This is a genomic window from Bacillus sp. 1A (genome assembly GCF_052682215.1).
In genome coordinates, this window is the sequence record NZ_JBQYLZ010000001.1 from 2,536,361 (window position 1) to 2,562,413 (window position 26,053).

Annotated in this window: 28 protein-coding genes and 1 riboswitch; of the genes, 19 read left to right on the plus strand and 9 right to left on the minus strand. The window is 33.7% G+C overall.

The annotated features are described in order from the left end of the window. The first annotated feature begins 296 nt into the window (after window positions 1-296). Window positions 297-1,571 carry a sporulation sensor histidine kinase KinB gene (gene kinB / locus ACUN0F_RS12980; protein ID WP_000420378.1) on the plus strand — a complete coding sequence of 425 codons (1,275 nt, stop codon included), beginning with the start codon at window positions 297-299 and terminating at the stop codon, window positions 1,569-1,571. 52 nt (window positions 1,572-1,623) lie between these two features. Here kinB and ACUN0F_RS12985 read toward each other — a convergent pair whose 3' ends face one another. Then, window positions 1,624-2,373 carry a DUF3967 domain-containing protein gene (locus ACUN0F_RS12985; protein WP_000387495.1) on the minus strand — a complete coding sequence of 250 codons (750 nt, stop codon included), beginning with the start codon at window positions 2,371-2,373 and terminating at the stop codon, window positions 1,624-1,626. Window positions 2,374-2,609: 236 nt separating this feature from the next. Between ACUN0F_RS12985 and nucA the strand changes: the two genes are divergently transcribed. Both nucA and comJ read left to right on the plus strand, forming a co-directional pair. Beyond that, window positions 2,610-3,044: a DNA-entry nuclease gene (gene nucA / locus ACUN0F_RS12990; protein WP_000811502.1), complete on the plus strand. Its 435-nt coding sequence runs from the start codon at window positions 2,610-2,612 to the stop codon at window positions 3,042-3,044. A gap of 36 nt (window positions 3,045-3,080) precedes the next feature. Next, window positions 3,081-3,470: a competence protein ComJ gene (gene comJ, locus ACUN0F_RS12995; protein ID WP_000424016.1), complete on the plus strand. Its 390-nt coding sequence runs from the start codon at window positions 3,081-3,083 to the stop codon at window positions 3,468-3,470. A 37-nt stretch (window positions 3,471-3,507) separates the two neighbouring features. Here comJ and metE read toward each other — a convergent pair whose 3' ends face one another. Further along, window positions 3,508-5,796: a 5-methyltetrahydropteroyltriglutamate--homocysteine S-methyltransferase gene (gene metE / locus ACUN0F_RS13000; RefSeq protein WP_088064326.1), complete on the minus strand. Its 2,289-nt coding sequence runs from the start codon at window positions 5,794-5,796 to the stop codon at window positions 3,508-3,510. 128 nt (window positions 5,797-5,924) lie between these two features. Further along, window positions 5,925-6,112: riboswitch (cobalamin riboswitch) on the minus strand. A 353-nt stretch (window positions 6,113-6,465) separates the two neighbouring features. Here metE and ACUN0F_RS13005 point away from each other — a divergent pair. After that, the gene (locus ACUN0F_RS13005; protein ID WP_000438232.1) at window positions 6,466-6,897 is read left to right on the plus strand and encodes an NUDIX hydrolase; all 432 of its coding nucleotides are present in this window, start codon (window positions 6,466-6,468) and stop codon (window positions 6,895-6,897) included. Between the two features lie 192 nt (window positions 6,898-7,089). Here ACUN0F_RS13005 and ACUN0F_RS13010 read toward each other — a convergent pair whose 3' ends face one another. Both ACUN0F_RS13010 and ACUN0F_RS13015 read right to left on the minus strand, forming a co-directional pair. Further along, complete coding sequence (locus tag ACUN0F_RS13010; RefSeq protein WP_000062072.1) at window positions 7,090-7,647, minus strand: PadR family transcriptional regulator; 558 nt, start codon at window positions 7,645-7,647, stop codon at window positions 7,090-7,092. 91 nt (window positions 7,648-7,738) lie between these two features. Beyond that, window positions 7,739-9,280, minus strand: coding sequence for an MDR family MFS transporter (locus tag ACUN0F_RS13015; RefSeq protein WP_000445747.1), 1,542 nt, complete (start codon window positions 9,278-9,280; stop codon window positions 7,739-7,741). Between the two features lie 425 nt (window positions 9,281-9,705). On the opposite strand from ACUN0F_RS13015, the gene ACUN0F_RS13020 reads away from it, so the two are divergent. Beyond that, entirely contained in the window at window positions 9,706-10,206 is a 501-nt protein-coding gene (locus tag ACUN0F_RS13020; protein WP_046957438.1) for a hypothetical protein, read from the plus strand. A gap of 31 nt (window positions 10,207-10,237) precedes the next feature. Here the strand turns inward: ACUN0F_RS13020 and ACUN0F_RS13025 are convergent, their stop codons facing one another. Continuing rightward, window positions 10,238-10,471: an SPP1 phage holin family protein gene (locus tag ACUN0F_RS13025; protein ID WP_000939452.1), complete on the minus strand. Its 234-nt coding sequence runs from the start codon at window positions 10,469-10,471 to the stop codon at window positions 10,238-10,240. 163 nt (window positions 10,472-10,634) lie between these two features. Here ACUN0F_RS13025 and ACUN0F_RS13030 point away from each other — a divergent pair, with 163 nt between their 5' ends. Both ACUN0F_RS13030 and ACUN0F_RS13035 read left to right on the plus strand, forming a co-directional pair. Beyond that, window positions 10,635-11,255 carry a diguanylate cyclase domain-containing protein gene (locus tag ACUN0F_RS13030; protein WP_445539553.1) on the plus strand — a complete coding sequence of 207 codons (621 nt, stop codon included), beginning with the start codon at window positions 10,635-10,637 and terminating at the stop codon, window positions 11,253-11,255. 653 nt (window positions 11,256-11,908) lie between these two features. Next, window positions 11,909-12,571: a YkyA family protein gene (locus ACUN0F_RS13035; RefSeq protein ID WP_264460865.1), complete on the plus strand. Its 663-nt coding sequence runs from the start codon at window positions 11,909-11,911 to the stop codon at window positions 12,569-12,571. Window positions 12,572-12,602: 31 nt separating this feature from the next. Here the strand turns inward: ACUN0F_RS13035 and ACUN0F_RS13040 are convergent, their stop codons facing one another. Next, a complete protein-coding gene (locus ACUN0F_RS13040) occupies window positions 12,603-13,061 on the minus strand; it encodes a YkyB family protein (protein WP_000804864.1) in 459 nt (152 codons plus the stop codon). A 177-nt stretch (window positions 13,062-13,238) separates the two neighbouring features. Here ACUN0F_RS13040 and ppx point away from each other — a divergent pair, with 177 nt between their 5' ends. Both ppx and ACUN0F_RS13050 read left to right on the plus strand, forming a co-directional pair. Further along, the gene (gene ppx / locus ACUN0F_RS13045) at window positions 13,239-14,777 is read left to right on the plus strand and encodes an exopolyphosphatase (RefSeq protein WP_046956440.1); all 1,539 of its coding nucleotides are present in this window, start codon (window positions 13,239-13,241) and stop codon (window positions 14,775-14,777) included. A gap of 107 nt (window positions 14,778-14,884) precedes the next feature. After that, the gene (locus tag ACUN0F_RS13050; RefSeq protein ID WP_000425559.1) at window positions 14,885-16,993 is read left to right on the plus strand and encodes a polyphosphate kinase; all 2,109 of its coding nucleotides are present in this window, start codon (window positions 14,885-14,887) and stop codon (window positions 16,991-16,993) included. Window positions 16,994-17,163: 170 nt separating this feature from the next. Here the strand turns inward: ACUN0F_RS13050 and ACUN0F_RS13055 are convergent, their stop codons facing one another. Both ACUN0F_RS13055 and ACUN0F_RS13060 read right to left on the minus strand, forming a co-directional pair. Further along, window positions 17,164-17,400 carry a hypothetical protein gene (locus ACUN0F_RS13055; protein ID WP_000283744.1) on the minus strand — a complete coding sequence of 79 codons (237 nt, stop codon included), beginning with the start codon at window positions 17,398-17,400 and terminating at the stop codon, window positions 17,164-17,166. A 97-nt stretch (window positions 17,401-17,497) separates the two neighbouring features. Beyond that, entirely contained in the window at window positions 17,498-18,355 is an 858-nt protein-coding gene (locus tag ACUN0F_RS13060; RefSeq protein WP_046956442.1) for a metallophosphoesterase, read from the minus strand. Between the two features lie 244 nt (window positions 18,356-18,599). On the opposite strand from ACUN0F_RS13060, the gene fadH reads away from it, so the two are divergent. From fadH to ACUN0F_RS13075, 3 genes are all read left to right on the plus strand, one after another. Next, window positions 18,600-19,364, plus strand: a complete 765-nt coding sequence (fadH, locus tag ACUN0F_RS13065) for a 2,4-dienoyl-CoA reductase (RefSeq protein ID WP_000660912.1) — start codon at window positions 18,600-18,602, stop codon at window positions 19,362-19,364. A 255-nt stretch (window positions 19,365-19,619) separates the two neighbouring features. Beyond that, window positions 19,620-20,837 (plus strand): EAL domain-containing protein, encoded by a 1,218-nt coding sequence (locus ACUN0F_RS13070; protein ID WP_046957433.1) that lies wholly within the window; start codon window positions 19,620-19,622, stop codon window positions 20,835-20,837. Window positions 20,838-21,019: 182 nt separating this feature from the next. Beyond that, window positions 21,020-21,508 (plus strand): DUF3993 domain-containing protein, encoded by a 489-nt coding sequence (locus ACUN0F_RS13075; protein WP_001233812.1) that lies wholly within the window; start codon window positions 21,020-21,022, stop codon window positions 21,506-21,508. A 116-nt stretch (window positions 21,509-21,624) separates the two neighbouring features. On the opposite strand, the gene ACUN0F_RS13080 is transcribed toward ACUN0F_RS13075, so the two are convergent. Then, entirely contained in the window at window positions 21,625-21,861 is a 237-nt protein-coding gene (locus ACUN0F_RS13080) for a glutaredoxin family protein (RefSeq protein ID WP_001225788.1), read from the minus strand. Window positions 21,862-22,094: 233 nt separating this feature from the next. Here ACUN0F_RS13080 and ACUN0F_RS13085 point away from each other — a divergent pair, with 233 nt between their 5' ends. The 7 genes from ACUN0F_RS13085 to dapD all read left to right on the plus strand — a co-directional run bounded on the left by ACUN0F_RS13085 (window position 22,095) and on the right by dapD (window position 26,015). Then, entirely contained in the window at window positions 22,095-22,331 is a 237-nt protein-coding gene (locus ACUN0F_RS13085) for a YkuJ family protein (RefSeq protein WP_000055151.1), read from the plus strand. A 215-nt stretch (window positions 22,332-22,546) separates the two neighbouring features. After that, window positions 22,547-22,696 (plus strand): hypothetical protein, encoded by a 150-nt coding sequence (locus ACUN0F_RS13090; protein ID WP_000440542.1) that lies wholly within the window; start codon window positions 22,547-22,549, stop codon window positions 22,694-22,696. A 74-nt stretch (window positions 22,697-22,770) separates the two neighbouring features. Next, window positions 22,771-23,289 (plus strand): ribonuclease H-like YkuK family protein, encoded by a 519-nt coding sequence (locus ACUN0F_RS13095; protein ID WP_000896654.1) that lies wholly within the window; start codon window positions 22,771-22,773, stop codon window positions 23,287-23,289. A 108-nt stretch (window positions 23,290-23,397) separates the two neighbouring features. Further along, window positions 23,398-23,589: an antirepressor AbbA gene (gene abbA / locus ACUN0F_RS13100; RefSeq protein ID WP_000817795.1), complete on the plus strand. Its 192-nt coding sequence runs from the start codon at window positions 23,398-23,400 to the stop codon at window positions 23,587-23,589. Window positions 23,590-23,750: 161 nt separating this feature from the next. Beyond that, window positions 23,751-24,194: a cyclic-di-AMP-binding protein CbpB gene (gene cbpB / locus ACUN0F_RS13105; protein WP_000623572.1), complete on the plus strand. Its 444-nt coding sequence runs from the start codon at window positions 23,751-23,753 to the stop codon at window positions 24,192-24,194. A 142-nt stretch (window positions 24,195-24,336) separates the two neighbouring features. Then, entirely contained in the window at window positions 24,337-25,221 is an 885-nt protein-coding gene (locus tag ACUN0F_RS13110) for a LysR family transcriptional regulator (protein WP_002008407.1), read from the plus strand. A 71-nt stretch (window positions 25,222-25,292) separates the two neighbouring features. Continuing rightward, window positions 25,293-26,015 (plus strand): 2,3,4,5-tetrahydropyridine-2,6-dicarboxylate N-acetyltransferase, encoded by a 723-nt coding sequence (dapD, locus tag ACUN0F_RS13115; protein ID WP_000783245.1) that lies wholly within the window; start codon window positions 25,293-25,295, stop codon window positions 26,013-26,015. The last annotated feature ends 38 nt before the right edge of the window (window positions 26,016-26,053 follow it).

The following is a 26,053-nucleotide window of genomic DNA, read 5'->3' on the forward strand; positions in this document are numbered from 1 at the left end:
CTACTAAAATAATGATCACTTATTTGTAAACATAGATAGTATGGATTATATGCTGTATTTTGCTATAGTTGTCCGTCTCATGAAGTATTTTTTATTTTCTTTGTAATCCGTATTCATTGTATACTGTCAGGCAGAAATTTGGTACAGGGTTTACATTCATTTCGAAAATCTGTAACAATTATTATGTGCTGTTAACAAAGAATTAACAAATACGTTAAGAAAAATCAAAATTTTAAAACAAATAAACCCGTAAAATGATATAATCATATCAAAATACATATAGGGGATGAGAGGCTATGGAGCTGATCCGTGATTTAATGATCCAAATTGCCATCATTATTTTGCCACTATTTTTATATGAAGCGATTCGTTTAAATCGTTATCAAGAAATGCCTCCGAAGCCGAACCGCTACTTTATTATGTTTTTATCCAGCATTACACTCATTCTCTCCATGACATACTCTATTTGTTTTGGTGACATTTGTGGGTATAATTTTCACCCAATCCCGATTGTTAGTGGTTTTTTATATGGTGGGATTGTTGGTTTAATCCCGGCCGTTATTTTTGTTGCATATGAATGGGCGCTAAAGGGAATGAGCCTTCTTCCAGTCATAGAAGTAATATTTCTATTGATAGTTCCATTATTTTTATCAAAGAAATGGTCTCTATTTTCAAGGGATAAGAAGCTAATTTTAGCATTTATGATTTCATCATTGTACGTACTTGTTTCTTTAGTGATTGGTATGATTAACGTTCTGTTAGAAACGGGGTTTACACCACACATTTCACACTTATATAGCGGATATATATTTGCTTCGCTTATTATGGTTATGACTATGGTATTTCAAGTGTACTTAACAGAATATTTAAATGAAAATGCAATATTACGTACAGAGATGCAAAAGTCAGAAAAGCTTAATATTGTAAGTGAGTTGGCAGCAAGTGTTGCACATGAGGTTCGAAATCCGCTCACTGTTGTTCGTGGTTTTATTCAATTGTTAGAAAGTACGGAAGATGTGAAGAATAAGGATTATATGCGTCTCGTATTAGCCGAATTGGATCGGGCAGAACAAATTATTTCAGATTATTTGAATTTAGCAAGGCCGCAAATTGAGAAAAAAGAACACATTTGCTTATCCGCTCAATTAATTGAAATGACAACTCTTATGTCATCATTTGCAGCGATGCAAGGTGTATATTTGCAAGTTGAGATTTCTGAAAGTCTTTATACGATCGGTGATAAGACGAAATTGAAGCAAGCTATTATGAATGTTGTTAAAAATGGTATTGAAGCAATCCAAGGAAATAAAGGATATTTAAAAGTAACGGCTATGCAAAAAGATGAAACGATAGTAATAAGAGTTAAAGATAGTGGTGTTGGAATGACGAAAGAACAGTTAGTAAGACTGGGACAACCGTATTATTCTTTAAAAGAAAAAGGGACAGGATTAGGACTTATGGTAACATTTAGTATTTTACAAGCGCATAATGGTACGCTGGAATATAAAAGCGAAAGTGGGAAAGGAACTGAAGCGATTATTATATTGCCAGCTGTAAGAAATAAGGAATAAAAGTTACCGATGGAAGGTAACTTTTTATTTTATATAGGAAAAAAATATTATTTTATTCAGATGTTTTTTCTTGTTTTGATCGGCTAAATAAACTTCTAAATGATTGAAAAAAGCTTTGTTCTTTCGAAGCTGCGACTAATCTTTTTGTTTCTTGAATTTCGCGAATCACTTGCATAAGTTGTGCATCCCGGTTGCTGTCTTTATTATAAATTTGATTTACGAGTTTATTCATTTTTTCCTCTTGCTTGGATTCTCGTTTATACATATGATTCATTAATAAGTCCATCTTTTCTTTTTGCAGGGCATCTGTTTGAGCGGCATGATCTACTAACTCTTGTAGCATTTTTTCTTGAGAGCCTTCTTTTACATAAACTTGTTGCATCAATTCATCTAGCTTTTCATCTTTTAAACGATTTTGGGTAATAAGGGTAGAATTTTGATGAATAATTGCTTCATTTAATTGAGCGAGCATTTCAAGTTTTAACATGAACTCCTCAAAGTTACGCCCATCTTCTTTTTCTTTCGTTTGTATTTCTTGCTTATCTTGTATAGCGGGTACAGGCGGGGCCTCTTTTTCTTTTAAAATAATAGGTATCGTTTCTGAAATATCTTCTTGCAGTTTAGCAGCTCTTTCATGTATAGATTTCAATAGTTTTAAATCATCCAGTTTATAAATACGAGCATCAGCTGTTTTTGAAATGATATAACCATGTTCCTCTAACAGTTGGCTATATTTACGGACTATATGTTTTGGGATGCCTGTTTTATTCGTGACATCTTTCGTTTTATAGATAGCTTCCATGTTATTTCCTCCCCAAAAAGTATCGTATATATCATTTCAATCTTTTATGAGGACTTCCTTTAAAAAAGAATGTCGGAAGGTTATTAGTTTTCTACAGCATTAGTGAAAAGATGAAGAAAAATGAGAGTTTTTGGCGGAATGGCGAAGAAGAGCTAAAATAATGTCTGAAAACATATACAGGAGAAGTTTGTTATAATAACTGAGGAAAAGAAACTGGTAGAAGCATGGAGGTATACATGAAGCAATTAAAAGGTATTATCATTTCAATTATTGCAATTCTTTCTATTGTAGTAGCGGTTTATGAAGTACTTGTTCCAGAGGAAACAAGTATCAAAAAAACGAATGCATATGATCAAGTTCTAGAATTTCCGAAAGAGCGATATCCAGAGACAGGGAAACATATTACGGATGCTATAAAAGAAGGACATTCAGAAGTTTGTACAATCGACCGTGGTGGTGCTGCGGATAGAAGAAAATTATCGTTAGCTCCATACCCATCAAAAAAAGGGTATGATCGTGATGAATGGCCAATGGCGATGTGTAAAGAAGGCGGAAAAGGAGCACATATTGAATATATAAGTCCAGCAGATAACCGCGGAGCAGGGTCTTGGGTAGGAAATAAGTTAGATAAATACCCAGATGGTACGCGTGTGAAATTTGACGTAAAGTAGTAGTTGCATATTTCATAATGAAGGAGAAGGGGAACGATGGAGTTAACAATTTCTTATTCGCAATTAATGTTGATGAACTATGACGGTGATCAGCCTTACGTAGACTGGACGGATGAAGATTTTGAAAGAGGTTATGCGAAGGCGGATGGAACTGTTATTTTTGAAGCACTCTCTGATTATACTTGTGAAGTAAAAGTGACCCCTGGGAAACATATTGAGAAAGAAGAGGTGATTAGAACGGTTACAGTTCCTTTTACAGTTAAAAATGAATGTATCGTTGTAACAAGTATTCTTTCGAATAAATTCCAAATCCCTATTCCGAATGGTGAGTATACAGTTGTATTACAGGCAACTCCTCTTGAAGAACCAACGGATGATGAATTATATAAAATACAATACGAATTCTTTTTTGAAAGTAAAGAATAAAAAATGGGTTATCCTTTTTGAGGATAACCCATTTTTGTTATGCGTTTGTTTTTAGCAGGGAACGAGCATCTTTTGCTGCTTGCACCATGTGTTCTAGAGCCGGGATAACTTCTTCCGTTCTTCTCGTTTTTAAACCACAATCAGGATTAATCCAGAAATATTTAGGATCACATACTTCTAAAGATTGTTCTACGATTTTATACATTTCATCTTTACTCGGTACACGTGGGCTATGAATATCATATACACCTAGACCGATGCCTTTTTCGTATGTTGTATGTTTTAATGTGTCAATAAATTCACCGTGACTTCTTGATGTTTCGATAGAAATCACATCTGCATCTAATGCGCGAATCGCATCAACAATATCTTCGAAGTTACTGTAACACATATGCGTATGAATTTGTGTTTCATTTGCTACAGAAGAAGTTGCTAAAAGGAAGGATTGTACTGCCCATGTAATATAAGCGTCCCAATCTTTTTCTTTTAGTGGCATTCCTTCACGAAGTGCTGGCTCATCGACTTGGATTACTCGAATTCCGGAAGATTCAAGTAGTTCAATTTCGTGACGAAGAGCTAATGCAATTTGATACGAAACTTCTTTTCTTGGAATGTCATTTCGAACGAAGGACCAATTTAAAATCGTAACAGGTCCAGTTAACATTCCCTTTACAACTTTCTCTGTTAAGCTTTGTGCATAAACCGTTTCCTTAATAGTCATTCCGTTAATAAAGGCAACATCGCCATAAATAACAGGTGGTTTTACGCAGCGAGAACCGTATGATTGTACCCAACCGTTTTTAGTGAATGAGAAACCAGCAAGGCGCTCACCAAAATATTCGACCATGTCAGTTCTTTCGAATTCACCATGTACAAGAACATCAAGACCAATTTCTTCTTGGTAACGAATCCATTTTTCTGTCTCTTTTTCAATAAATTGTTCATATTGTTCATTTGAAATAACACCGTTACGCCATTCTTTTCGCGTTTGACGAACTTCAGTTGTTTGCGGGAAGCTACCAATAGTCGTTGTTGGTAATAACGGTAACTCCAGGGCAACTTGTTGTAATTCGTATCGTTTTTCAAATGGAAGAGGACGTGAAAAATCTTCTTCTTTTAGTGCTGTTCGTGCTGCTTTAACATCTTCTCGGTTACGTGCAGCAGATGAACGAATTGTATGATGTACATTTCGGTATGTTTCCAGCTCATTACTAATGCTTTCTGTACCTTGAGTAAGAGCGGAATGAATAAGAACTAACTCTTCTAATTTTTGATTTGCAAATGCTAACGCATCGAATAGCTCAGTTGATAAGTGAGTTTCTTCTGTTTTATCAATTGGCGTATGCAATAAGCTACAAGAAGGCTGAACGATGAAATCTTTCGTTTGGACTTGTTTTTGTAACGTTGTAAATAACGTAAGAACTTCATCAAGGTCAGCTCTCCAAATGTTACGGCCATCTATACAACCGACAGCTAAAGTTTTATCAGCTGGGAATCCATATTTTGAAATAGCATTTAGATTACCTTCTTTACCATGAACGAAATCTAATCCAATACCGGATACAGGGAATGTAATAATTTCTTCATAGTTTTCTTCTACACTATCAAAATATGTTTGTAAAAGAAGATTCGCATTTGGAACTTCTTTACGAATAGCTTCATAAATTTCTTTTGCTTGTTGAACTTCTTCTTTCGTTAAAGAAGCAAAAATCGGTTCATCAACTTGAATGACTTGTGCACCAGCTGCATGTAGTTCTGAAATCAGTTGTACGTAAGGTGCAACTAACTGTTTTAAAATCGTAGCAAATTGCTCTTGTGTGTAGCCTTTAGCTAATTTTAAGAAAGTATATGGTCCTAAAATAACAGGTTTTCCATCTACTCCTAATTCTTGTTTTGCCTCTTCGTATAAGCGAAGTGGACGATTATCTTTTAAAGAGATTTGTAATCCCTCTTCATATTCAGGAACGATATAATGATAGTTTGTGTTAAACCATTTTGTCATTTCAGAAGCTACGTGATCTTTAGAGCCACGCGCCATTGCGAAATATACATCAAGGTAAGATGTAAACTCAGAAAAACGTGATGGGATAAATCCTAGCATATAAGCAGTATCCAAAACGTGATCATAATATGTAAAGTCGCCAATTGGAATGAGTTCAATCCCTTTTTCTTGCTGTACTTTTACGTGTTGAAGGCGAATTGTTTTCATCTTTGTTAAAAATTGTTCTTCATCGATTTTATTGGACCAAAAAGCTTCCAATGTCTTTTTCCACTCTCGTTGTAGTCCGATACGTGGATAACCTAAGTTACTTGTTTGAATTGCCATTTTAAATTCCTCCCTAATTGAAAGTAAGCATTTCCGTTTACTAGGAAATACCTATAACAAAAAGCATAAAGGCATAGAAAATAAGCCTTCCTTTTTGTTTTAACACCTCATCATCATCCGTGAATCTATCAGTGTTGTTAAAACAGGCAGGTCTCCTGACTTATGCTTCATATAATCTCTTTTACCTTCCCGTTTTCACAGTGGCATAGAAAAGAAATCTCAGCATTTACAGTGGCGGGACCGTGTTGGAGTTTCACCAAGCTTCCCTTTTAAACACGAAACGAAATTTTCGTGTACCTATTTTCCTTTTGAAAGGAAGTTAACAAGCGATATGATATTGAAACAAATTCTAACACAATTTTTGGAATTTTGTCTACTGTTTTAAAATAAGAAAATTCTAAAGTTTTTTATTTTTATTATTCGGAGTATTCTGGTTTTTTGAGACGAAGAAAAGTAAGAGGAATTGAAAGTAAGTACGATTAAACATACAAAGAAGTATGTACTTGTACAGAGCTAAGATGCTAGTTATGTTATTTGAAAATCCATCCATATTCTGGAATGAGGAAGGGGATTGAATGGTTCATTTTGAAATAGTAAGTTATCACAAGAAAGAAAAAGGTTTCTGTATAAAGATACATATACTAAGTTTATAGAAATGGGGAATTTCAATTGGAACAAAGTACACAAAATATTTATTCACCACCAAAACATATAGTTTCAGCAGCGACAATTGTAATGAATGAACAAAAAGAAATCTTATTAATTAAGGGACCTAGAAGAGGATGGGAAATGCCAGGTGGACAAGTTGAAGAAGGAGAGTCTTTGAAAGATGCTGCAATAAGGGAGACTAAAGAGGAGACAGGTGTTGATATTGAAGTTTTAAAATTTTGTGGAGTATTCCAAAATGTGAACCATTCAATATGTAATACGTTGTTTTTAGCTAGACCAGTTGGAGGTAAATTAACGACTACACCAGAAAGTTTGGAAGTAGGGTTCTATCCTATTGAGCAGGCGTTAGAGATGGTGAATTTTATGAATTTCAGACAAAGAATTGAATACAGTTTGGATGAAAATCAACAACCTTTTTATATAGAATTTTAAGAAATAATCTTCTATTATGGGATACCGGTGATAAATAAATCTTTGTTATATTTTTGAGTGCAGTGAAATAAGTATCTTATAGCGAAAATAAAACAAGCATCCCCCGTCCTAAATTAGAACGGGGCTATGCTTGTTTTAGGGTGTAAAAAGAAATAACTTTATTGTCTTTTTTACAGTTTCTTCTTTATAAGTTTAATTTGTATCTATATCAATTTCCGACAGTCGCCCTGCAACTGCATCTGTAAGGAGGGTGTTTAACCATTGCAATTCAACTGTAATATGTTCAATAACGCTTTGTAAAATATATAGTTGTGCACGTGGAATTTGTCCTTTACTACAATCATATATAGTTTGCATTTTATGTAAATATTGAACGGTATCATTTTTCTTTTTTTCTAAAATAGGAATTAACTCTTGATCATCACCAAAATGAGCGAAAGAGAGTGCTGAATAAATTGGTTTATATATTTGATTTTGTGCCTCGAATTGTTTTAATAGTAACGTGTGAAATAACCGTTTACCTTCTTCTGTTATATGAAAGATTGTTTTATCGGGTCTATTCGTATCTCGAACAATCGTGGTAATACGAATTGCACCCTGCTTTTCTAATTGCTCGAAGGCGTAGTAAAGTGATCCTTTTGCATATTTAATATAACAATCCATTTGTCGTTCTTTCATGATGTGCTGCACTTCATATGGATGTTTATCTCCTTCGAGTAGCAAGCCGAGAATGACTAATTTCATGCTCATGCTGTCTCAACTCCTATAAATAAAAACTTTATACATATTATAAACGGCATATCCGTTTTCATAAAGGGATATGCCGTTTCTTTTCTCTATATTAACTTACTTGCTTTTGTTTTTGTTTCGTTTTTGGACCTGTAAAGAGGCGTTCATTTCCCATAAGTAAAATACAAATAACACTTAGTACAGCCGGGATCAGTGCCCAGAAGAATGTACTAGCAATAGATGTAGCGAGAGCATCTTTAATACCAGTTAATATTTCAGCTGGAATCTTCTCGGTGGCACCTTGTGATAATAAGAAACTTGTGTCTCCGCCCTTTGGAGCTAATTTAGCTAGTTCAGGAGGGAACACAGTGTTTAATTTAGTAGTAAAAATATGGTTTTGAATTGTACCAAAAATCGTTACACCAAGAGTCATACCGAGTGAACGGAAGAATGAGTTTGTTGATGTAGCAGAACCACGGTCTCGCATTTCTAACTTGTGGATAGAAGACATACTTAAAACTGAGAACGAAAAACCGACTCCAAGTCCAGTGAGAACCATAAATAGCGTTACAAGTAGACGAGGTGTATCCATTGTTAAAGTGCTTAGTAAATAAATACCAATTACGAAGAAAATGCCAGATACTATCATGATGTTACGATAGCTTGTTCGAGAAGCTAACTGTCCACCTGTTTGACTTCCAATTACAGAGCCAACCATCATAGGTGTTAAAATTAATCCAGCATTGGAGGCTGAGCCACCGAGAACACCTTGAACGAAGATTGGGATATAAACTGTACAGATAATAAAAGCGGCACCATAGAAAAAGGCAACGCCTTGGCTAGCTGCGAATAAAGGTTTTTTAAATAGATGGAAAGAAATGATAGGCTCAGTTGCTTTTCGTTCTACGAAGAAGAAAATAATAAGCATAATAACAACTGTTGTAAATAAACCGATAATTACAGTGGAATTCCATGCGTATTCTTTACCACCAAGTTCTAAGGCGAACATTAAGCAAACGATACTAATAACAAGTGTAATAGCGCCAGCCCAATCAATTTTTTGTTTTCTAAATTCTAGAGATTCACTGTAGTATTTAGTAATGAAGAAGAAAGAGATAATTCCTAATGGAATATTAATATAGAAGACCCAATGCCAACTTATATAGTCTGTAATATAAGCACCTAATAAAGGGCCAAATACACTAGATGTCCCGAAAACCGCACCAAATAGCCCTGTCATTTTTCCGCGCTTTTCTGGTGGGAATATATCGTACATAATCGTGAAGGCGATAGGCATAAGAGCACCGCCACCGATCCCTTGAATTGCTCTATAAATACTTAGTTGCTCAATACTAGATGCTGTCCCGCAAAGTGCAGAACCGAATAAGAAAAGAATGAGACCACCAATATAAAAGCGTTTCCGTCCGTACATATCAGAAAGTTTTCCGAAGATAGGCATCCCTGCCATTGTTGCTACCATATATGCAGACGTGACCCAAACGAACTTGTCAAATCCTCCTAGGTCTCCAACAATCGTTGCCATTGCTGTTGCAACGATTGTATTATCCATTGCCGCCATTAAAATACCAAGTAATAAACCTGCAACGACAAATTTTGTATTGTTGGAGTCTTTTTTTGATAATTGAGATTCCAAATATAACCCTCCTTTAATAATAAGTAAACTATATGAAGTTTTGAGTGCAGCGCATAAAAATTTGAAATATAGTTTTTTAAATCAATTTACATAAGTGCACTGACAAAGCCATAAAGAATATTATAGTCAAATTTGACTAAAAGGCAAACTTTTTCTTCCGCCAAAATATTCTGTTGTATGGACAGAGAAAGAGTGAGCAATACTTAGTATTGGTGTAAAGTCAATGAAGGAAATTGTAAAAAAATATTTCAGTAAGAATACCTTCTGTTAACAGAGGAAAAATGGTTTTTTCTTTATATTGTCGAATAGGATAAAAGAAAGAGTAATAACTATATATCGTTTGTAACAAGCTTTATTAATATTGTGTGGAGAGGCAGAATAAGGTCGTATGGATATGATGCATCTGAAATGGGGTGAATATTATTATGAAAATATGGAAACGAATTTCAGATCAAGGTAGGCGTTCAATGCCGCTACAACCGGTGTTATGGATTGATGGCTCAAAAAAAGAAAATGAATGTCCTAATGTAGCAGTTACATTGCAAATCCGTAGTATGTATAAAGAAAAATTTTCATATGAACTGACCTATGATGTAAATGACATACTTATTATTCGAATTGAAGTTGAAAATAAAGGAATGGAAATGATTTCACGAGTTGTAGTAAGTCATATGATTCGAGATTATTTTGCCTATATTCCAAACTCATTAAAGGCTGATAAGGGGATGAGCGAGTTTTTGTTCCAGCTTGTAAGGTGGCGAATTGATAATTTATTACCGAATGAGAAGGTAGAACTAATTTGTAAAATAAAAGCAAATAAAGATAAAGCAATCAAAAACGCATTATTTCAGGCTACATATACATTTCAATATAAAGGAGTATCATATGGCCCGCTGCAAACAAATGAAGTTGTTGTGCGGCAATGATAAAAAGGAACCTGTAAGAAAGGTTCCTTTTTTAATGAAGATTGTGTTTTTTGAGTACTTTTTTTTGCTCGATTCCTTTTTTTCCTACATAATTATTTTTATAACCAAAATATAAAATGAAAAGAAAGGAAGCAACATTTACAATAGCATCAATTTGATCGTTTGTAATAAAGTTCACTCCGAAAGAATTAAACAGTAATTTTAATGATAATAGAAAACCTGCTAGTAAACGTATAATATCTGATAGATTCTCTTTTTGTAGCATATAAGTCACCTCTTTCTAAAACGATATATAGTATATATATGAAATAGAATAGAAATGGTAGACAAGCTTAAGCGGAAATGTACACTCAATATGTACATTTTTTATTTTGTAGAAAAACATAATTGTTATAGAAACATATATTGGTATAGAAAGGAGGAGAAGTATGAAACATAAAGGGAAAATTAGTGGGTTATTACTTGGGAATACAGTGGCAGTTACAGAATGGATTGCGCTTCAGGATGTAATTACAAAACTGGATTCGCGATCATTTTATACCGTCTTTATTATTTATATATTGCAAATGATACTCAGCTATTATTTTGGACATTGGTATGATAAAAGAGCGAGTGGGCGTATGGCAAGTAATGATTTTGTAGTTGATTTCTTTGAGAAAGTAGCTGCTTTATCAGAACGGGATTCTCATAATATTACAGTGTACATTCTTTCTGTGAAAGAATGGAAAGAACTAAAAGAAACAGTGCAAGAAAAAAAATTGGAGGTGTTAGTACAAAAATTGGAGAGTACGATTGTAAAGACAATTCGTAAAGGAGATGTCGTTACAAGGTGGGATGAAAATAAGTATGTTATTGTGGCGATTGATAACGGACATGAAAAGTCGACAATAACAAATCGATTAATGAAAAATATTGAAAGTGAAATAGAAAATGGTTTGTTAAGTATGACGCTATTATTTGGAGCTGCTAGTTATCCAATAGAAGGAAAAACTTTTGAAGAATTGTTAAGAAAGGCACAAAATCAATTGTACCAGCATAGGGATTTGTAAGAAAATGAGTGAAACCTTGATTTGAAGAAATATGATATGAAGAAGTTTTGAATGTAACATTTTTTTGACTTTTATTACAAAAAGAACTTTTATTGTAATAAAAGTCTTTAAAAATATATGGAATAAGCATATAATTATGATGGATGTGTCAATGCATTTTGCACAATGTGTTTCATTTTAAAAGTGTAGAGGAAAGCATGCTCTACACTTTTCCTTTTTAGGGAATGACAAGAATAATTGTAAGTTGTTGCAAGATAGCATTTATACTGTGTAAAATGAACAAATAGATTATTTGATAGAAAGCCGGAAAGGGAATGATAGAATGATAGACGTGAGAGAACAACGATCATCTTTTATCAGGTGAATTATTATTACTGTTGTTCTTCAAATTATTATGGCTGTGATGAATTCCGTTGTACTTTTATGTAATACATAGTATGAACAGGCTTTAAAAAGTGCTAAGTAAAAGATGGATATGAAACTGCTAATTGGTTCAAAAAAGTAAAATGTAATTTTAAGTAATACAATTTGTATAAGCATTATAAACAATATCAATGATTTTCGTAGAAAAGGTGCGAGTATGGAGTTTATAGAAGGATATATAATTTTCATAGCTTTTTACACGATGATCGTATATAAGTAGGAGGAAGAAGATGTTGAAATATAGTAAATTAGCAATTGTAACTGCATTATCAATGACTTTATTAGCCGGTTGTTTCGGACCGAAACCAGAAGAGGAATTATATGTTGCATTTGAAAAAGCTGCAAAGCAAGAAAAAACAATGTTTGAAGATGCAAAGAAACTTGAAACTTTAGAAAAAGAGGGACAAGAATTATATAACCAGATTGTTCAAGAAGGAAAAGATAATAATCAAACTGTTAAGGAAAAATTGAACCAAGCAGTGAAAAATACAGATGAACGAGACAAAGTGCTTAAAAAAGAAAAAGAATCTTTAAGTAAGGCACAAGAAGAAGTAAAATCAGCAGATAAATATGTGAAGAAAATTGAAGATAAGAAATTGAAAGATCAAGCGGATAAAGTGAAAAGCACATATGAGAAACGACAAGATTCATTTAACAAGATGTATGATAGCTATAATAAATCGTTAAAACAAGAAAAAGAATTATATACAATGTTACAAGATAAAGGTACAAAATTAAAAGATATTAGTGAAAAAGTAAAAGTAGTAAATCAATCTTATAAGGATATTGAATCAGAAAAAGACAAGTTTAATGAATTTACAAAATCTTATAATACAGAAAAAATAGCTTTTTATAAACAAGCAAATATTAAAATTAAAGAAGAGAAAAAATAAAACAGTTTGGCCTACAATTGGCCAAACTGTTTTATTTTTTTGTATAAGTACGACTATACCATGGGACAGGTTCACTTAATTTTTTTTCTTGTTTCAGTGCTTCAGGACCAATATAATCTTGAAGTGTTTTTTTTGCTACTGTTAAAGATAAGGTTGTTTTCGGATTTCGATAGGAGGATTCAAGATGACCAAGATGTGGTAGGATTCGAAAATCTTCTTTGGTAGGAGGAATATGGAAAAAATAATCACCTAAACGTATAAGAACATCAGATTGTTGTTGGCTAAAACGTGGATTTCTAGAAAAATGTAATCCTTCTTTAATAGCTTTTTTTTCAGCAATTAAGCGTTCTAAAGCCGTCTTTTTTAACCAGTATAAATACTTCGGATTAGTTGCAGCTTTAGCATGACGATTCACAACGAAAATAGATTGAGCTAGTCGATTAATAGAATGTTGGTTTTGTAATTGAGATTGTGGTTGTGAAGGTTTCATATTGAATCTCCTTTCAATTTTTCATTATTATAACATAAATAAAAGAGGTTTTTATTATATGCAAAAAGTGATTGTATATATTTTCAATATTAAAGCAATATTGTTACAAAAAACAACTATTTTGTATAATAGTAATAGAATGTGCTTTAGAAATTTGATAATGAAAGAGTGAGAAGTTTGAAAGAAATATTAAAACAGCAATATGCCATTATAGATATTGGATCTAATACAATGCGTTTAGTTATTTATGAAAAGCAAAACGGAGGTTTTTATAAGGAGATTGAAAATACGAAAGTGGTTGCTCGGCTAAGGAATTACTTAATTGATGGTGTGTTGAATGAAGAAGGAATAGAGGTATTGTTACAAACGTTATTTCAATTTCAAGAAAGTACACGATTCCACCAGTTACATCATGTACTTTGTGTTGCAACAGCAACAATTAGACAGGCTGAGAATCAAGAGGCAATTAAAAAACTGGTTGAAGGACAAACAGACTTTACTCTTAGAGTCTTATCAGAATATGAAGAAGCACGTTACGGCTATTTAGCGGTTATGAATTCAACTTCGTTCTCTGAAGGAATTACAGTAGATATTGGTGGAGGAAGTACAGAAGTTACATACTTTCGAAATAGAGAGATTCTAGAGTACCATAGCTTTCCTTTTGGAGCACTTTCTTTAAAGCAACAATTTATTAAAGAGGATATACCTACTGAAGACGAGTTGGAAAAGATTCAAACGTACTTAGAATATCAATTTCGAACATTACCATGGTTAATTGATAAGAAATTGCCTCTTATTGCAATTGGTGGTAGTGCGAGGAACTTAGTGAAAATCCATCAAAATTTAATTTGTTATCCTATAGCAGGGGTACATTTATATAAAATGAAAGAAGAAGATATTAAAAATGTGAAAGAAGAATTGGAAGCATTGTCGTTCATAGAACTTCAAAAATTGGAAGGATTGGCAAAAGATCGAGCAGATACAATTATTCCAGCAGTCGAAGTTTTTCATACGCTTGTTAATGTTATAGAGGCACCAGCATTTGTGTTAAGTAGAAAAGGGTTACGAGAAGGTGTTTTCTATGAAGAGTTGACAAAAGATTTGGGGATTTCATATTATCCGAACGTAGTCGAAGAAAGTTTGTATTTATTATCACATGAATATGAAATGGATATGGAATTTGTAATGCAGCTTATTAAACATGGAAGACTCATTTGTCAACAACTTGAAGAAACAGGGCTGATTTCTATGTCAGTAAAAGACTGGGAAGTATTCCATCAAGCAGCGAAAGTATTTAATATAGGTAAATATATAGACGAAGAAGCGAGCCGCTTACATACGTTTTATTTATTAGCGAATAAAACAATTGATGGGATGATGCATAAAGAGCGAGTTAGATTAGCGCTTATTGCGTCTTATAAATCAAAAATGTTATTCAAACAACATTTGTCCCCATTTGAAGGATGGTTTGATAAAAATGAACAAAAAAAAATCCGTCTATTAGGGGCTGTTTTACAGTTTTCAGCAGCTCTGAATATAAGACAAAGATCGCTTGTTGAATCGATATCTATAACAGAAAGTAAAGAAGGATTAACATTTAAAATTGTATGTGAGCAATCGGCATTAGCGGAAAAAGTGCAAGCTGAAAAACAAAAAAAGCAGCTGGAAAGAGTGTTGAAAACGACTATTAATTTATCCTTCGAATCAAAACGTTAAGTTGTACGGATGTCTTTACAAAAAATTAACACCTTGGAATATTGTAATTTGCTAAAATAAAAGTAACTAAATTATAGTAAAAAAGTTTCAGGGGAAGTGTGAAGAGGATGGAAATGTTGATGGGGAATATAGTAAATTTAAATGATACAGCTTATTACAATAATCGAGAATTAAGTTGGTTAGCATTTAATGAACGTGTACTACAAGAAGCACAGGATGAAACAAATCCGCTCTTGGAAAGATTAAAGTTTATTAGCATTTTCAGTTCCAATTTAGATGAATTCTTTATGGTACGCGTAGCAGGATTGAAGGATCAAGTGAGTGCTGGGTTTAACCAACCAGAAAATAAGGCTGGCTTAACACCAAAAAAGCAATTAAATAAAATTGCGATAAAGGCCCATGAATTAATGACTGTACAATATGATACGTTTAAAAATTATGTGTTGCCAGCGCTGGAGTTAGAGGGGATTGAACGTTTAACATTCCACGATTTGACGAAAGAACAGAGGGAATTTATAGAAGAGTATTTTGATGAGCAGATTTTTCCAGTCTTAACACCTGTAGCTATTGATGCATATCGTCCATTTCCGATGTTATTAAATAAAAGTTTGAATTTAGCTACTCTTTTATATGATGAGAAACAAGTGGAGGAAGAAAACCGCACGAAGTTAGGAATTGTACAAGTTCCTTCATTACTTGAACGTTTCATATTTTTACCGAGTGAGGGGCAAAAGCATAAATTTATTTTATTAGAAGATGTAATTAGTGGTTTTACTCATAAATTATTTACAGGATATAAAGTATCGTCTGTTACTCGTTTCCGTATTACACGCAATGCGGATTTAACGATTCATGAAGAAGGTGCGAGGGATTTATTAAAGGTAATTGAAAAAGAATTAAAAAAGCGTAAGTGGGGAGCTGCTGTACGTTTAGAAGTTGGCAAAGAGCATATTGATGAAAGAGTATTAGCATTATTATATGAGGTGTTGGAAGTAAAAGATGAAGATGTGTATATAATGGATGGACCATTAGATTTAACATGTCTATTTTCTTTATATAAAAAACTAGCTCCTTTATATGAACATCTAGTATATCCGGCTCTTATTCCGCAACGGCCTCAAGACTTGGGGGATGCGGAAGATGTATTTGAAAAAGCAATTGAGCATGATATTTTATTACATCATCCTTTTGAATCATTTCAGCCAGTAGTTGATTTTGTCCGTGATGCGGCAGACGATCCGAATGTACTTGCAATCAAACAAACATTATATCGAGTAAGTGGGGATTCGCCGATTATTCAGGCGCTAAAGGTAGCAGCTGAAAAAGGGAAGCAAGTTACGGTATTAGTTGAATTGAAGGCAAGATTTGATGAAGAAAATAATGTGCATTGGGCTAAAGAATTAGAAAAGGCAGGCTGTCACGTTATTTACGGTGTAAGCCACTTGAAAACACATAGTAAAATTACGCTAGTTGTAAGAAGAAAAAACGGAAAAATCGAAAGGTTCGTACATCTCGGGACTGGAAATTATAATGACGCAACAGCAAAGTTATATACTGATTTCGGGTATATTACATCACGAAAAGACTTTGGGGTCGATGCAACAAATTTCTTTAATTATTTGAGTGGTTATACAACCAAGCCACATTTTCATCATTTATCGGTTGCACCATTTGATATAAGAGAGCAATTTATGGATTTAATAGATGAAGAAATCCGTTATCATAGGCAATATGGAAATGGATATATTATCGCTAAGATGAATTCATTAACAGATAAACCATTAATCAAAAAAATGTATGAAGCATCACAAGCTGGAGTAAAGGTAGAGCTCATCGTTCGAGGAACGTGTTGTTTAAGGCCTGGTATTCCAAATGTAAGTGAAAATATTCGGGTAGTTAGTGTTGTCGGGAGATATTTAGAACATAGCCGAATTTATTATTTCCATCATAATGGAGAAGAGAAAATATACTTATCTTCAGCTGACTGGATGACGCGGAATATGGAGAAGCGAGTAGAAATATCTTTCCCGATATTAGATATTGAAATGAAGGCGAGGATTAAGGCGATTTTACAACTTATATTAGCTGATAATGTGAAAACACGTGAACAGAATAAATCTGGTGAGTACTACTATGTTATTAATAGTAGTACAGAAGAAATTGATAGCCAAGTGAAGTTGTTTAAGATGGCGTATCAAAACACGGATGCTGAATAATGAGAACAAAGTAAAAAAAACCTCTTTTTTTAAGAGGTTTTTTTACTTTGTTCTCTACTTATTATACATTCTCTAAATAGAAGGATGCGTAGAGAGAATAGTTTTTATTATAAGCATGTTAATGGATCAGTTAAGAGAGGGAATAACATTGGTAGAATTGTTGGAGTACATTAATAATAGAATGGTTGTTGACAAGGTCCGCCATAACAAGGATAAGGTGTTGGCGGTGGGAAAGGTGGTGGATATGGTGGGTAATACGGTCTAGGCCCGAAAGCTAATGCACCGCCTAGCAGTCCACCAGCAATCCCAGCTAGAAATGGAACACCAAAAAACGGAAAGAAGCGTGAGTCGCCTACTGGACCAATAGGTGCTGAACGGACTGGGATTGGTTGATAATATGGATACATGAACAAACCTCCTTTATTGGACTCATTTTTATCATATGGTAAATGAAACGTGGATGAGCGCGTACAAGAAAGGATATGTAAGAAAATAGGCGAATTATTACGAATGTTGGAGCGTAAAAATTGTAATTTCAGGTTTTGCCATAAATCGGAATGGGACGCGTGTTCTGCCAAGACCTCGATTGACATAGAGAGCTAAATCTTGAATCGTATAGAAACCTTCAACATAGTTTTTAGCAAGTGATGGGGTAATAATAGCACCTAAAAAGGGAATTTGTACTTGTCCGCCATGGCTATGACCAGAAAGTTGTAAGTTAACTGGATATTTAGCGATTTGTGGTGCAATATCTGGCTCGTGAACAAGAACAATGTTATAAGTGTTTTGCCTCGCGTGCAGTAGTGTTTCTTCTATTTTGGGTTTGCCTAGTAGTATATCATCAAGACCGAAAATTGAAATTTCACTATTATCCAGTAGACGAATTCTCTTTTCGCTATTTAGTAGTAGTTCAAATCCAGATTCACGCATGATGTGCTCGTAGTATTCCGTTCCATATCCGCCGTGATCATGGTTACCATAAATAGAAAATTTACCGAAGGGTGCTTGTATATTTTTTAAAATAGATGGAACGAAAGGAGTGTCAGTATATGTTTGATAATTATCAATGAGATCACCAGTGAAAAGAACAATGTCAGGTTTTACAGCATTAATTTTAGAAACGATTTGAGATAAATGTTGGAGAGAGAAATAGTATCCGAGATGTAAATCGCTAAATTGAAGAATCTTCATACCATGAAAACTTTTGGGTATGAGTTGTGATGTAAGTGTATGCTCTGTAAAAGAGAGTAAATGAGGCTCAATATATTTAGCGTAATAGTATCCGATGCTAGTGGTTATAAATGAATATAGACAAGTGCGCATTCCGGCTTTAAAAAAATCTCTTCTTGTAATTTTCTTCATAAAAATATGAGTATACCTATTTAACTTATATCACATGTTTTCGTTACATTTATAGGTTACTCAAATCTCCTTTCAGTTTATTTAAAATATATTTTAAATAATAAAAAAGTAGTATAGATTACGAAAGAAACGAATAAAAAGAAACCTCTTTACGTTAAAATATCAGAAAAGTTTAAAAATATAAAGATTTCTATTAAATAAAATGATAAAATGAATGTGTATTCATTTTTGGGAGGGGATGTATGTGAAAGAAAAGGTAGTTATTATAACAGGTGGATCGAGCGGAATGGGAAAAGGAATGGCGACCCGTTTTGCAAAAGAAGGGGCACGAGTTGTTATTACAGGACGTACAAAGGAAAAACTAGAGGAAACAAAGTTGGAAATTGAACAATTTCCGGGGCAAGTATTACCTGTACAAATGGATGTAAGAAATACTGATGACATTCAGAAAATGATTGAAGAGATTGATGAGAAGTTTGGTCGAATTGATGTTTTAATAAACAATGCAGCTGGAAACTTTATTTGTCCAGCAGAAGATTTATCCGTGAATGGCTGGAATTCAGTCATTAATATTGTATTAAACGGTACATTTTACTGCAGCCATGCTGTCGGAAAATATTGGATTGAAAAAGGTATAAAAGGGAATATCATTAACATGGTAGCAACATATGCATGGGATGCAGGTCCGGGAGTTATTCATTCGGCTGCAGCGAAGGCTGGAGTATTAGCAATGACGAAGACACTCGCTGTTGAGTGGGGCCGTAAATATGGAATACGAGTTAACGCTATCGCGCCAGGACCAATTGAACGTACGGGCGGTGCCGATAAATTATGGATTTCAGAAGAAATGGCTAAGCGTACGATACAAAGTGTTCCGCTTGGAAGACTGGGCACGCCAGAAGAAATTGCAGGTCTAGCTTATTATTTATGTTCAGATGAAGCTGCGTACATAAATGGAACTTGTATGACAATGGATGGAGGACAACATTTACATCAATATCCATTTTAAAAGGGATAAGAAAATGAATGTTTGATTCATATTCTTACGGTTAAATGTGACGGAATTGTGACATGTGAAAGAAAAGTGTTTACAGGAGGTCATATATACGTTATATTTAAGACCTCTTTTTTCTTCATAGTAGAATTGCTAATTCCCCTTAGCATTTTACCCCTCTAATCCCTTCAGGAAAACTGAAGGGATTTTTTATTATTTTTCCGTAAATATCATGTTATAATTTTTGAAAAGTAAAGGGAGGGAAGCGCGTTGATAGATGCATTAGATGTAATGAGTAACTTGGATAAAGTCCTTCCTTATTATCAAGCTATTTTTAGTGCTGATGAGCATACTGTAATTGGATATGAAGTAGTAGGACGTATTCAAACAGAAGAGGGCATACAAAGTCTAGCTTCTTTCTTTCATGATGATTCTATTCCGAGTGAGTTTCAACTGGAAGCGGATAACATTATAGTAGAAAAAGCTTTAAATCGTTATTTAGAAAGTGATCAAAAACTATTATTATTTATACATCGGAATGCTAACGTATTAATGAACGATGATGATGAAAGTTTACTTCAACTTTTATTGATGTATGAAGAGCAAGGTTTAAATTTGAAACACATTGTTTTAGAAATTACAGAACATGAATGTCAAGAAGATATAGAGCAATTTAATCATTTGCTTATGTATTATCGTACATATGGTATTCAAATTTCGATTAATAAAGTCGGAACGGGTACAAGTAATTTAGAACGTATTAGCGTGTTAGCACCGGATATTTTAAAAGTAGATTTAACAAACTTAAGGCAAACTGCACTTTTACAATCTTATCAAGATATTTTATATTCTTTATCATTACTTGCTAGAAGAATTGGTGCAACATTGTTATATGAAGAAATAGATGCTTTTTATCAACTACAATATGCTTGGAAAAACGGTGGTAGATATTATCAAGGGAATTATTTGAAAGAGTGCTTACCTGATTTTATTGAAACGAACGTTTTGAAAGAACGACTTGGTAATGAGTGTCATCAATTTATTCAACATGAGAAGAAAAAGTTACAAAAGATTTATAATTTAACAGAAATGTTACGTGATCGAATTGGTGATGTTCTAGCCAAACAGAAAAAGAATGAAGATATAAATGATTGGTTATTACAATTTAGCCAAAGTGTGTCACAGTGTAGTTTCCGCATATTTATTTGTAACGAAGATGGTTTCCAACAATCAGGAAACGTTATGAAAAAAGATGGGGAATGGATTGTGATGCCTGAGTATTATATGAAAAACTGGAGTTGGCGTCCGTATTTTCTAGAAAACATTATGAAAATGCGTTTTGAGAATAAGGCAAGACTTTCAGATTTATATGCTGATATTGAAACCGGTGAGATGGTACGAACATTTTCCTTCCCAATTGATGATGAAAACTTTTTATTTATAGATTTATCGTATGAATATTTATATGAAGAAGATGTTTTATTTTAATGCACGAAGAGATTCGTGCATTTTTTGTTTGTTTTTATCATAAATTGGTAATAGTGAAAATGGTGATGAAAATGCTGTCTATCGTTGTAAAGATTTTACGAACGAAACCACCCCTGTCTTTGCATAATCATTGTTACAATGAATACTACAAAGACAAGTTTTCTTAAAAGGAAGGTGAAAAAATGAGGAAATATGGAATATGGTTAGTTCTATTTGTATGCGTTGCCTTTCTAGTTGGTTATAGTGTCACAACTGTTTTAGGAAAAGAGGAAGTGAAAGTCGATCGGGAAGAAGTGTTTACAACGATACAAAAGGGCTATGAAACCCAATTTTCAATTCGTGGGAAGCATTTGCCGATGAATAAGATGATAGAAACGTTATCACCATATTTTACAGAGAATTTCCTTCAAGTATTTACAGATGAAAATAGTAGAAGTGATAAACAAAGTGGTGAATATTTACTTCCAGCAAAAGAAGCGCCGTTTTCTTTTCATTCAGAAACGAAAATGTCATATGATGAAGAGCATAAAATTTTATATGTATATGAGCGGGCGAAAAGTGGACAATATCAAATTATAACATTGCAAAGAGATCAAGGAAAATGGAAATTGGCCGGATATCATGAAAGCCAAGAACTTTTAACTGAAATAAAACGATTACAACAATTATAAAGTGAAACTGTAATCGGTGGGGATGTTCATCTCTCACTGATTAATAGCTCGCACCAATAGGGCTATTACTGCCCACAAATAGTGGGATAAAAATAAGAATAGGTCTTTACCTATTCTTATTCAATATTGAGTAGCTGTTGTAATTTTTCAATTTGAAAACCAGCAACAACTTCTCCATCAATTACAACTGTTGGAGTTGAATACGAATCATAGTCGTATAAAAGACGATTGCGTGCAGCAGCGTCTTTTTTTACGTCAAATTCTTCATATACAACGTTATTATGCTTTAAAAATTCTTTCACAATGACACATGGCGGACAATCAGGTTGTGTGTAAACCTCAATTTTTCTCATTGTAATTCCTCCTTTTTTCTGTTTTTTATTATATTCTTCCAGTATAAAAATCGCAATAAAGAAGGGAAAAGATGTTCTTTCTGTTTTTTCCTTCGCATTTCGACAAATTTTTAGTTGAGTTTCTGGCCAATAACCTTTATCCTAGACTGTGGAACATTTTTTCTGTTATGACGGATAGAATGAGTATAGCTGTAAAACCTATTGGTAGGAAGATCAGAGAAAGGAGAGATTTCATGTCTCTACTCCAAGGAATTTTAACTCGACTTGTTAGTCTACAAGAACAAGCTGAAAGCGGTGAAGTAGCACAACGCTATTTTGAAGTGAACGGTGAGCGCAAATGTAGCGTGAAATTTTTCGATAAAAGTGAAATGTATGAGTTAGAAGTGTATCAACAAGGTGAAAAACCTCAAGTGTATCAATTCGATAATATCGATATGGTTGCAATTGAGATTTACGATATCATTTCTTGATACATATAAAAAAGGTGTTGCCATATGGCAACACCTTTTTTAGTTCTATTACTTTTTAGCATATAGGTATAGGGATTTTTCATTTTTCCTACAATGGTAATAAAGTGAAATTGTAATCAGTAGGGCTTCTTCGTCCTATACTGAATATTAGTCATCACCAATTGGTTGTTTACAGATAGTAAAAGCGAGATAAAAATAACGAGGAGGTGTGTTGTATGGAACGTTTACCAGTTGTGGTTTGTCCTAAATGTCACAATTCTGCTGACATTATTCATGTATTAACGGCTCAATCGAATCAAAATGTAATTTATACGTGCCAAGTTTGCCATTATGTAATTCGAAATATTGAAACGAATAAAGGATAGGAAGTTATAATTTTTATTTTTGTCCCATACAATGAGAATACGAAAAGTCTGTCTAATTGAAAGGACGTGACTATGTGGCCGGTGAACATACATTTTATAATGTTTCAGAGAGACATTTAAATTTTGATATGGTATTTAGCCGTATTTGTAGTTTCATTGAAAAGGATCCACGAAATTTATATCGCTTATCCATTGGGACAGACTCACAAGCACATCAAAAGGATACGAGGTTTATTACGGCAATTCATATTCATCGCGTTGGAAAAGGTGCCTGGGGGTGTTTACACCATAAATCAGTGAAAGATAAGCCAGCAACTTTACGTGAGAAAATATATTTAGAAACGCAGTTTAGCCAAGAGATCGCATGCCTATTTACTCCAAATCATATACAAACAATATGGGATTTATTGCATCCATATGCTCAAGATGGGGCTGGATTTATAATGGAAATTCACTTGGATATCGGAAATGATGGTTTAACAAAAGAATTTATTCTAGATATGACAGCGAAAATTCAAGCGATGGGATTAACTGCAAAAATTAAGCCAGATGCTTATGCGGCGTTTAGTTATGCAAATCGATATACGAAATAAAAAACAATTTATATATATCTTTCGATAAAAACTGAATATTACATCTATTAAATAGGTTGGAAATTATATATAATAAGAGTAACGATGCGAGTATAAGGAGAGGGGTATATGAAAAGGGAATTTGTTTTAACAGAAGAAGAAGAGAGTTTATTACTAGATATTCTATTTCAGCAAAATTATGCGAGTGAAATTTTATCTGTGGAAATTACAGATATTGAGAATGGTTTAAAACAGACAGATGTGACACAATATAAAAAAATCACAAGGTTATTTTACAGATTAAAAAATAAGGGGTATTAAGCGCTACCGGAATGGTAGTCTTTTTTTTGTGTTGTATGCTAAAATAGCTGTGTAATTTTGTTTTTATTGAAATAAAGTAAGGACAAAATAATAATATGAAAACGCTGTCATAAAATATGAATAGATTCGGTGATTAAAAGTAGGAAAATGGGGGATGTAATATGATTAGTATTCCGAAAGACGAGTTTCAACAAATTTTTGTGAAAGATTTAATGATTTCATCAGAAAAAGTAGCACATGTCCAAATGGGGAATGGTTTAGAGCATGCTTTACTCGTTCTTGTGAAATCTGGATATTCGGCGATACCTGTTTTGGACCCGATGTATAAATTGCATGGGTTAATTAGTACTGCTATGATTTTAGACGGTATGTTAGGGTTAGAACGTATTGAGTTTGAAAGACTTGACGAAATGAAAGTAGAACAGGTGATGAAGGAAGACATTCCGGTTCTTAAGTTAGAAGATTCGTTTGCAAAAGCTTTAGAAATGACAATTGATCATCCTTTTATTTGCGCTGTCAATGAAGATGGGTATTTTGAGGGGATTTTAACACGTCGGGCTATTTTAAAATTGTTGAATAAAAAAGTAAGGCAACATAATCGATAATGTGAGAAAAGTGACTTCATAGAAACGGAGAAGTCACTTTTTTTTCGTGCATATCAGTTGTGTATGTATTATATTTAAAAAGATAAAAAATATAAGAGTATATAGTTAAATTAAGGATGAAAAGCTTATTGAGATAAGGTGTATGGAAGCTAAGGAAAGAGGGAGAAAGTTGCAAATTGATGATTTTCAAATGATGGTTGTGTTAGCTCAGGAATCGAATATGAGAAAAGCGGCGGAACGTTTATTTGTTTCACAACCTGCGCTTAGTCAACGATTACAATCTATGGAGAAACAATGGGGAATGAAGTTTTTTATTCGCTCACAAAAAGGATTGACAATTACACCTGAAGGGGAAAAAGTCGCAAATTATGCAAAAGAAATGCTGCAAAAGGAAGAGGATATTAAAAGTGAGCTAGCTGTTTTTAGAACAGAAACTCACGGAACGTTAAAAATAGCTGTTGCATCAGTTATTGGTCAATATTGGCTTCCTCCTGTTTTGAAGAAGTTTGTACATAAATACCCTTCTGTGAAAATATCGCTGTTTACTGGCTGGAGTAGTGAAGTACAAAAGCAATTTTATGAAGGGGACGTTCATGTTGCTATATTGAGAGGAACACAAGAATATAAAGGTCAGAAGCAACAATTATTTGAAGATGAACTTTATTTAGTGGATAAAGAAATAAAAGATATTACGATGTTAAAAGAAACAAATAGACCTTTTATTCAATTTAAAAGTGATTCGACTTATTATGGACAAATACAAAATTGGTGGTATGGTTTATTTTCTAATCCACCTAAGAGAACAATTGTGGTTGATCAAATTGAGACTTGCAAACAACTCGTTTTAAATGGTATAGGTTATGCTCTTTTACCTTCTACTGTTTTAAAAGAAGTACAGGAAAATATGTATAAAACACCTGTTCAATTAACGAGAGAAACATGGTTATTGACGAGTGAATCGGCCAGACAATTGAAGCAAGTAAGGGCATTTTTAGAAATTATAGAAGAAATTCAAATGGAAAAATAGGATTATTATCTTGCTACTCGCTCTATCGTTTGGTAGAGTAACATTATAAATGGATTTAGGAGGCAACAAGAATGAAAATGATGGACGCTAACGAAATTATTTCGTTTATTCAAAAAAGTGAAAAGAAAACTCCTGTAAAGGTATACATAAAAGGGGATTTAAAAGAAGTAACATTCCCTGAAACGGTACAAGCATTTGTAAATAAAAAGTCTGGTGTATTATTTGGAGAATGGTCTGAAATTAAGACAATTCTTGATGAAAATAGCAAGCACATTGTTGATTACGTTGTTGAAAATGACCGTCGTAATTCTGCAATTCCAATGCTTGATTTAAAAGGTATTAAAGCTCGTATTGAGCCAGGCGCGATTATTCGTGATCACGTTGAAATCGGCGACAACGCTGTTATTATGATGAATGCAACAATTAATATCGGTGCTGTAATTGGTGAAGGTACTATGATTGACATGAACGCGGTACTTGGTGGACGTGCAACTGTTGGTAAGAACTGTCACGTAGGTGCAGGTGCAGTACTTGCAGGTGTTATTGAGCCGCCTTCAGCAAAACCAGTTATCGTTGAAGATGATGTTGTAATTGGTGCAAACGTAGTTGTGTTAGAGGGAGTTACAGTAGGTAAGGGTGCAGTTGTAGCAGCAGGAGCTGTTGTAACAGAAGATGTACCTCCATATACAGTTGTTGCCGGTACTCCAGCACGTGTAATTAAAGAGATTGATGAGAAGACAAAAGCAAAAACTGAAATTAAACAAGAGCTTCGTCAATTAAACCCAGAGAAATAAACACAAAAAAAGCGTAAGAGCATAACAGGCTCTTGCGC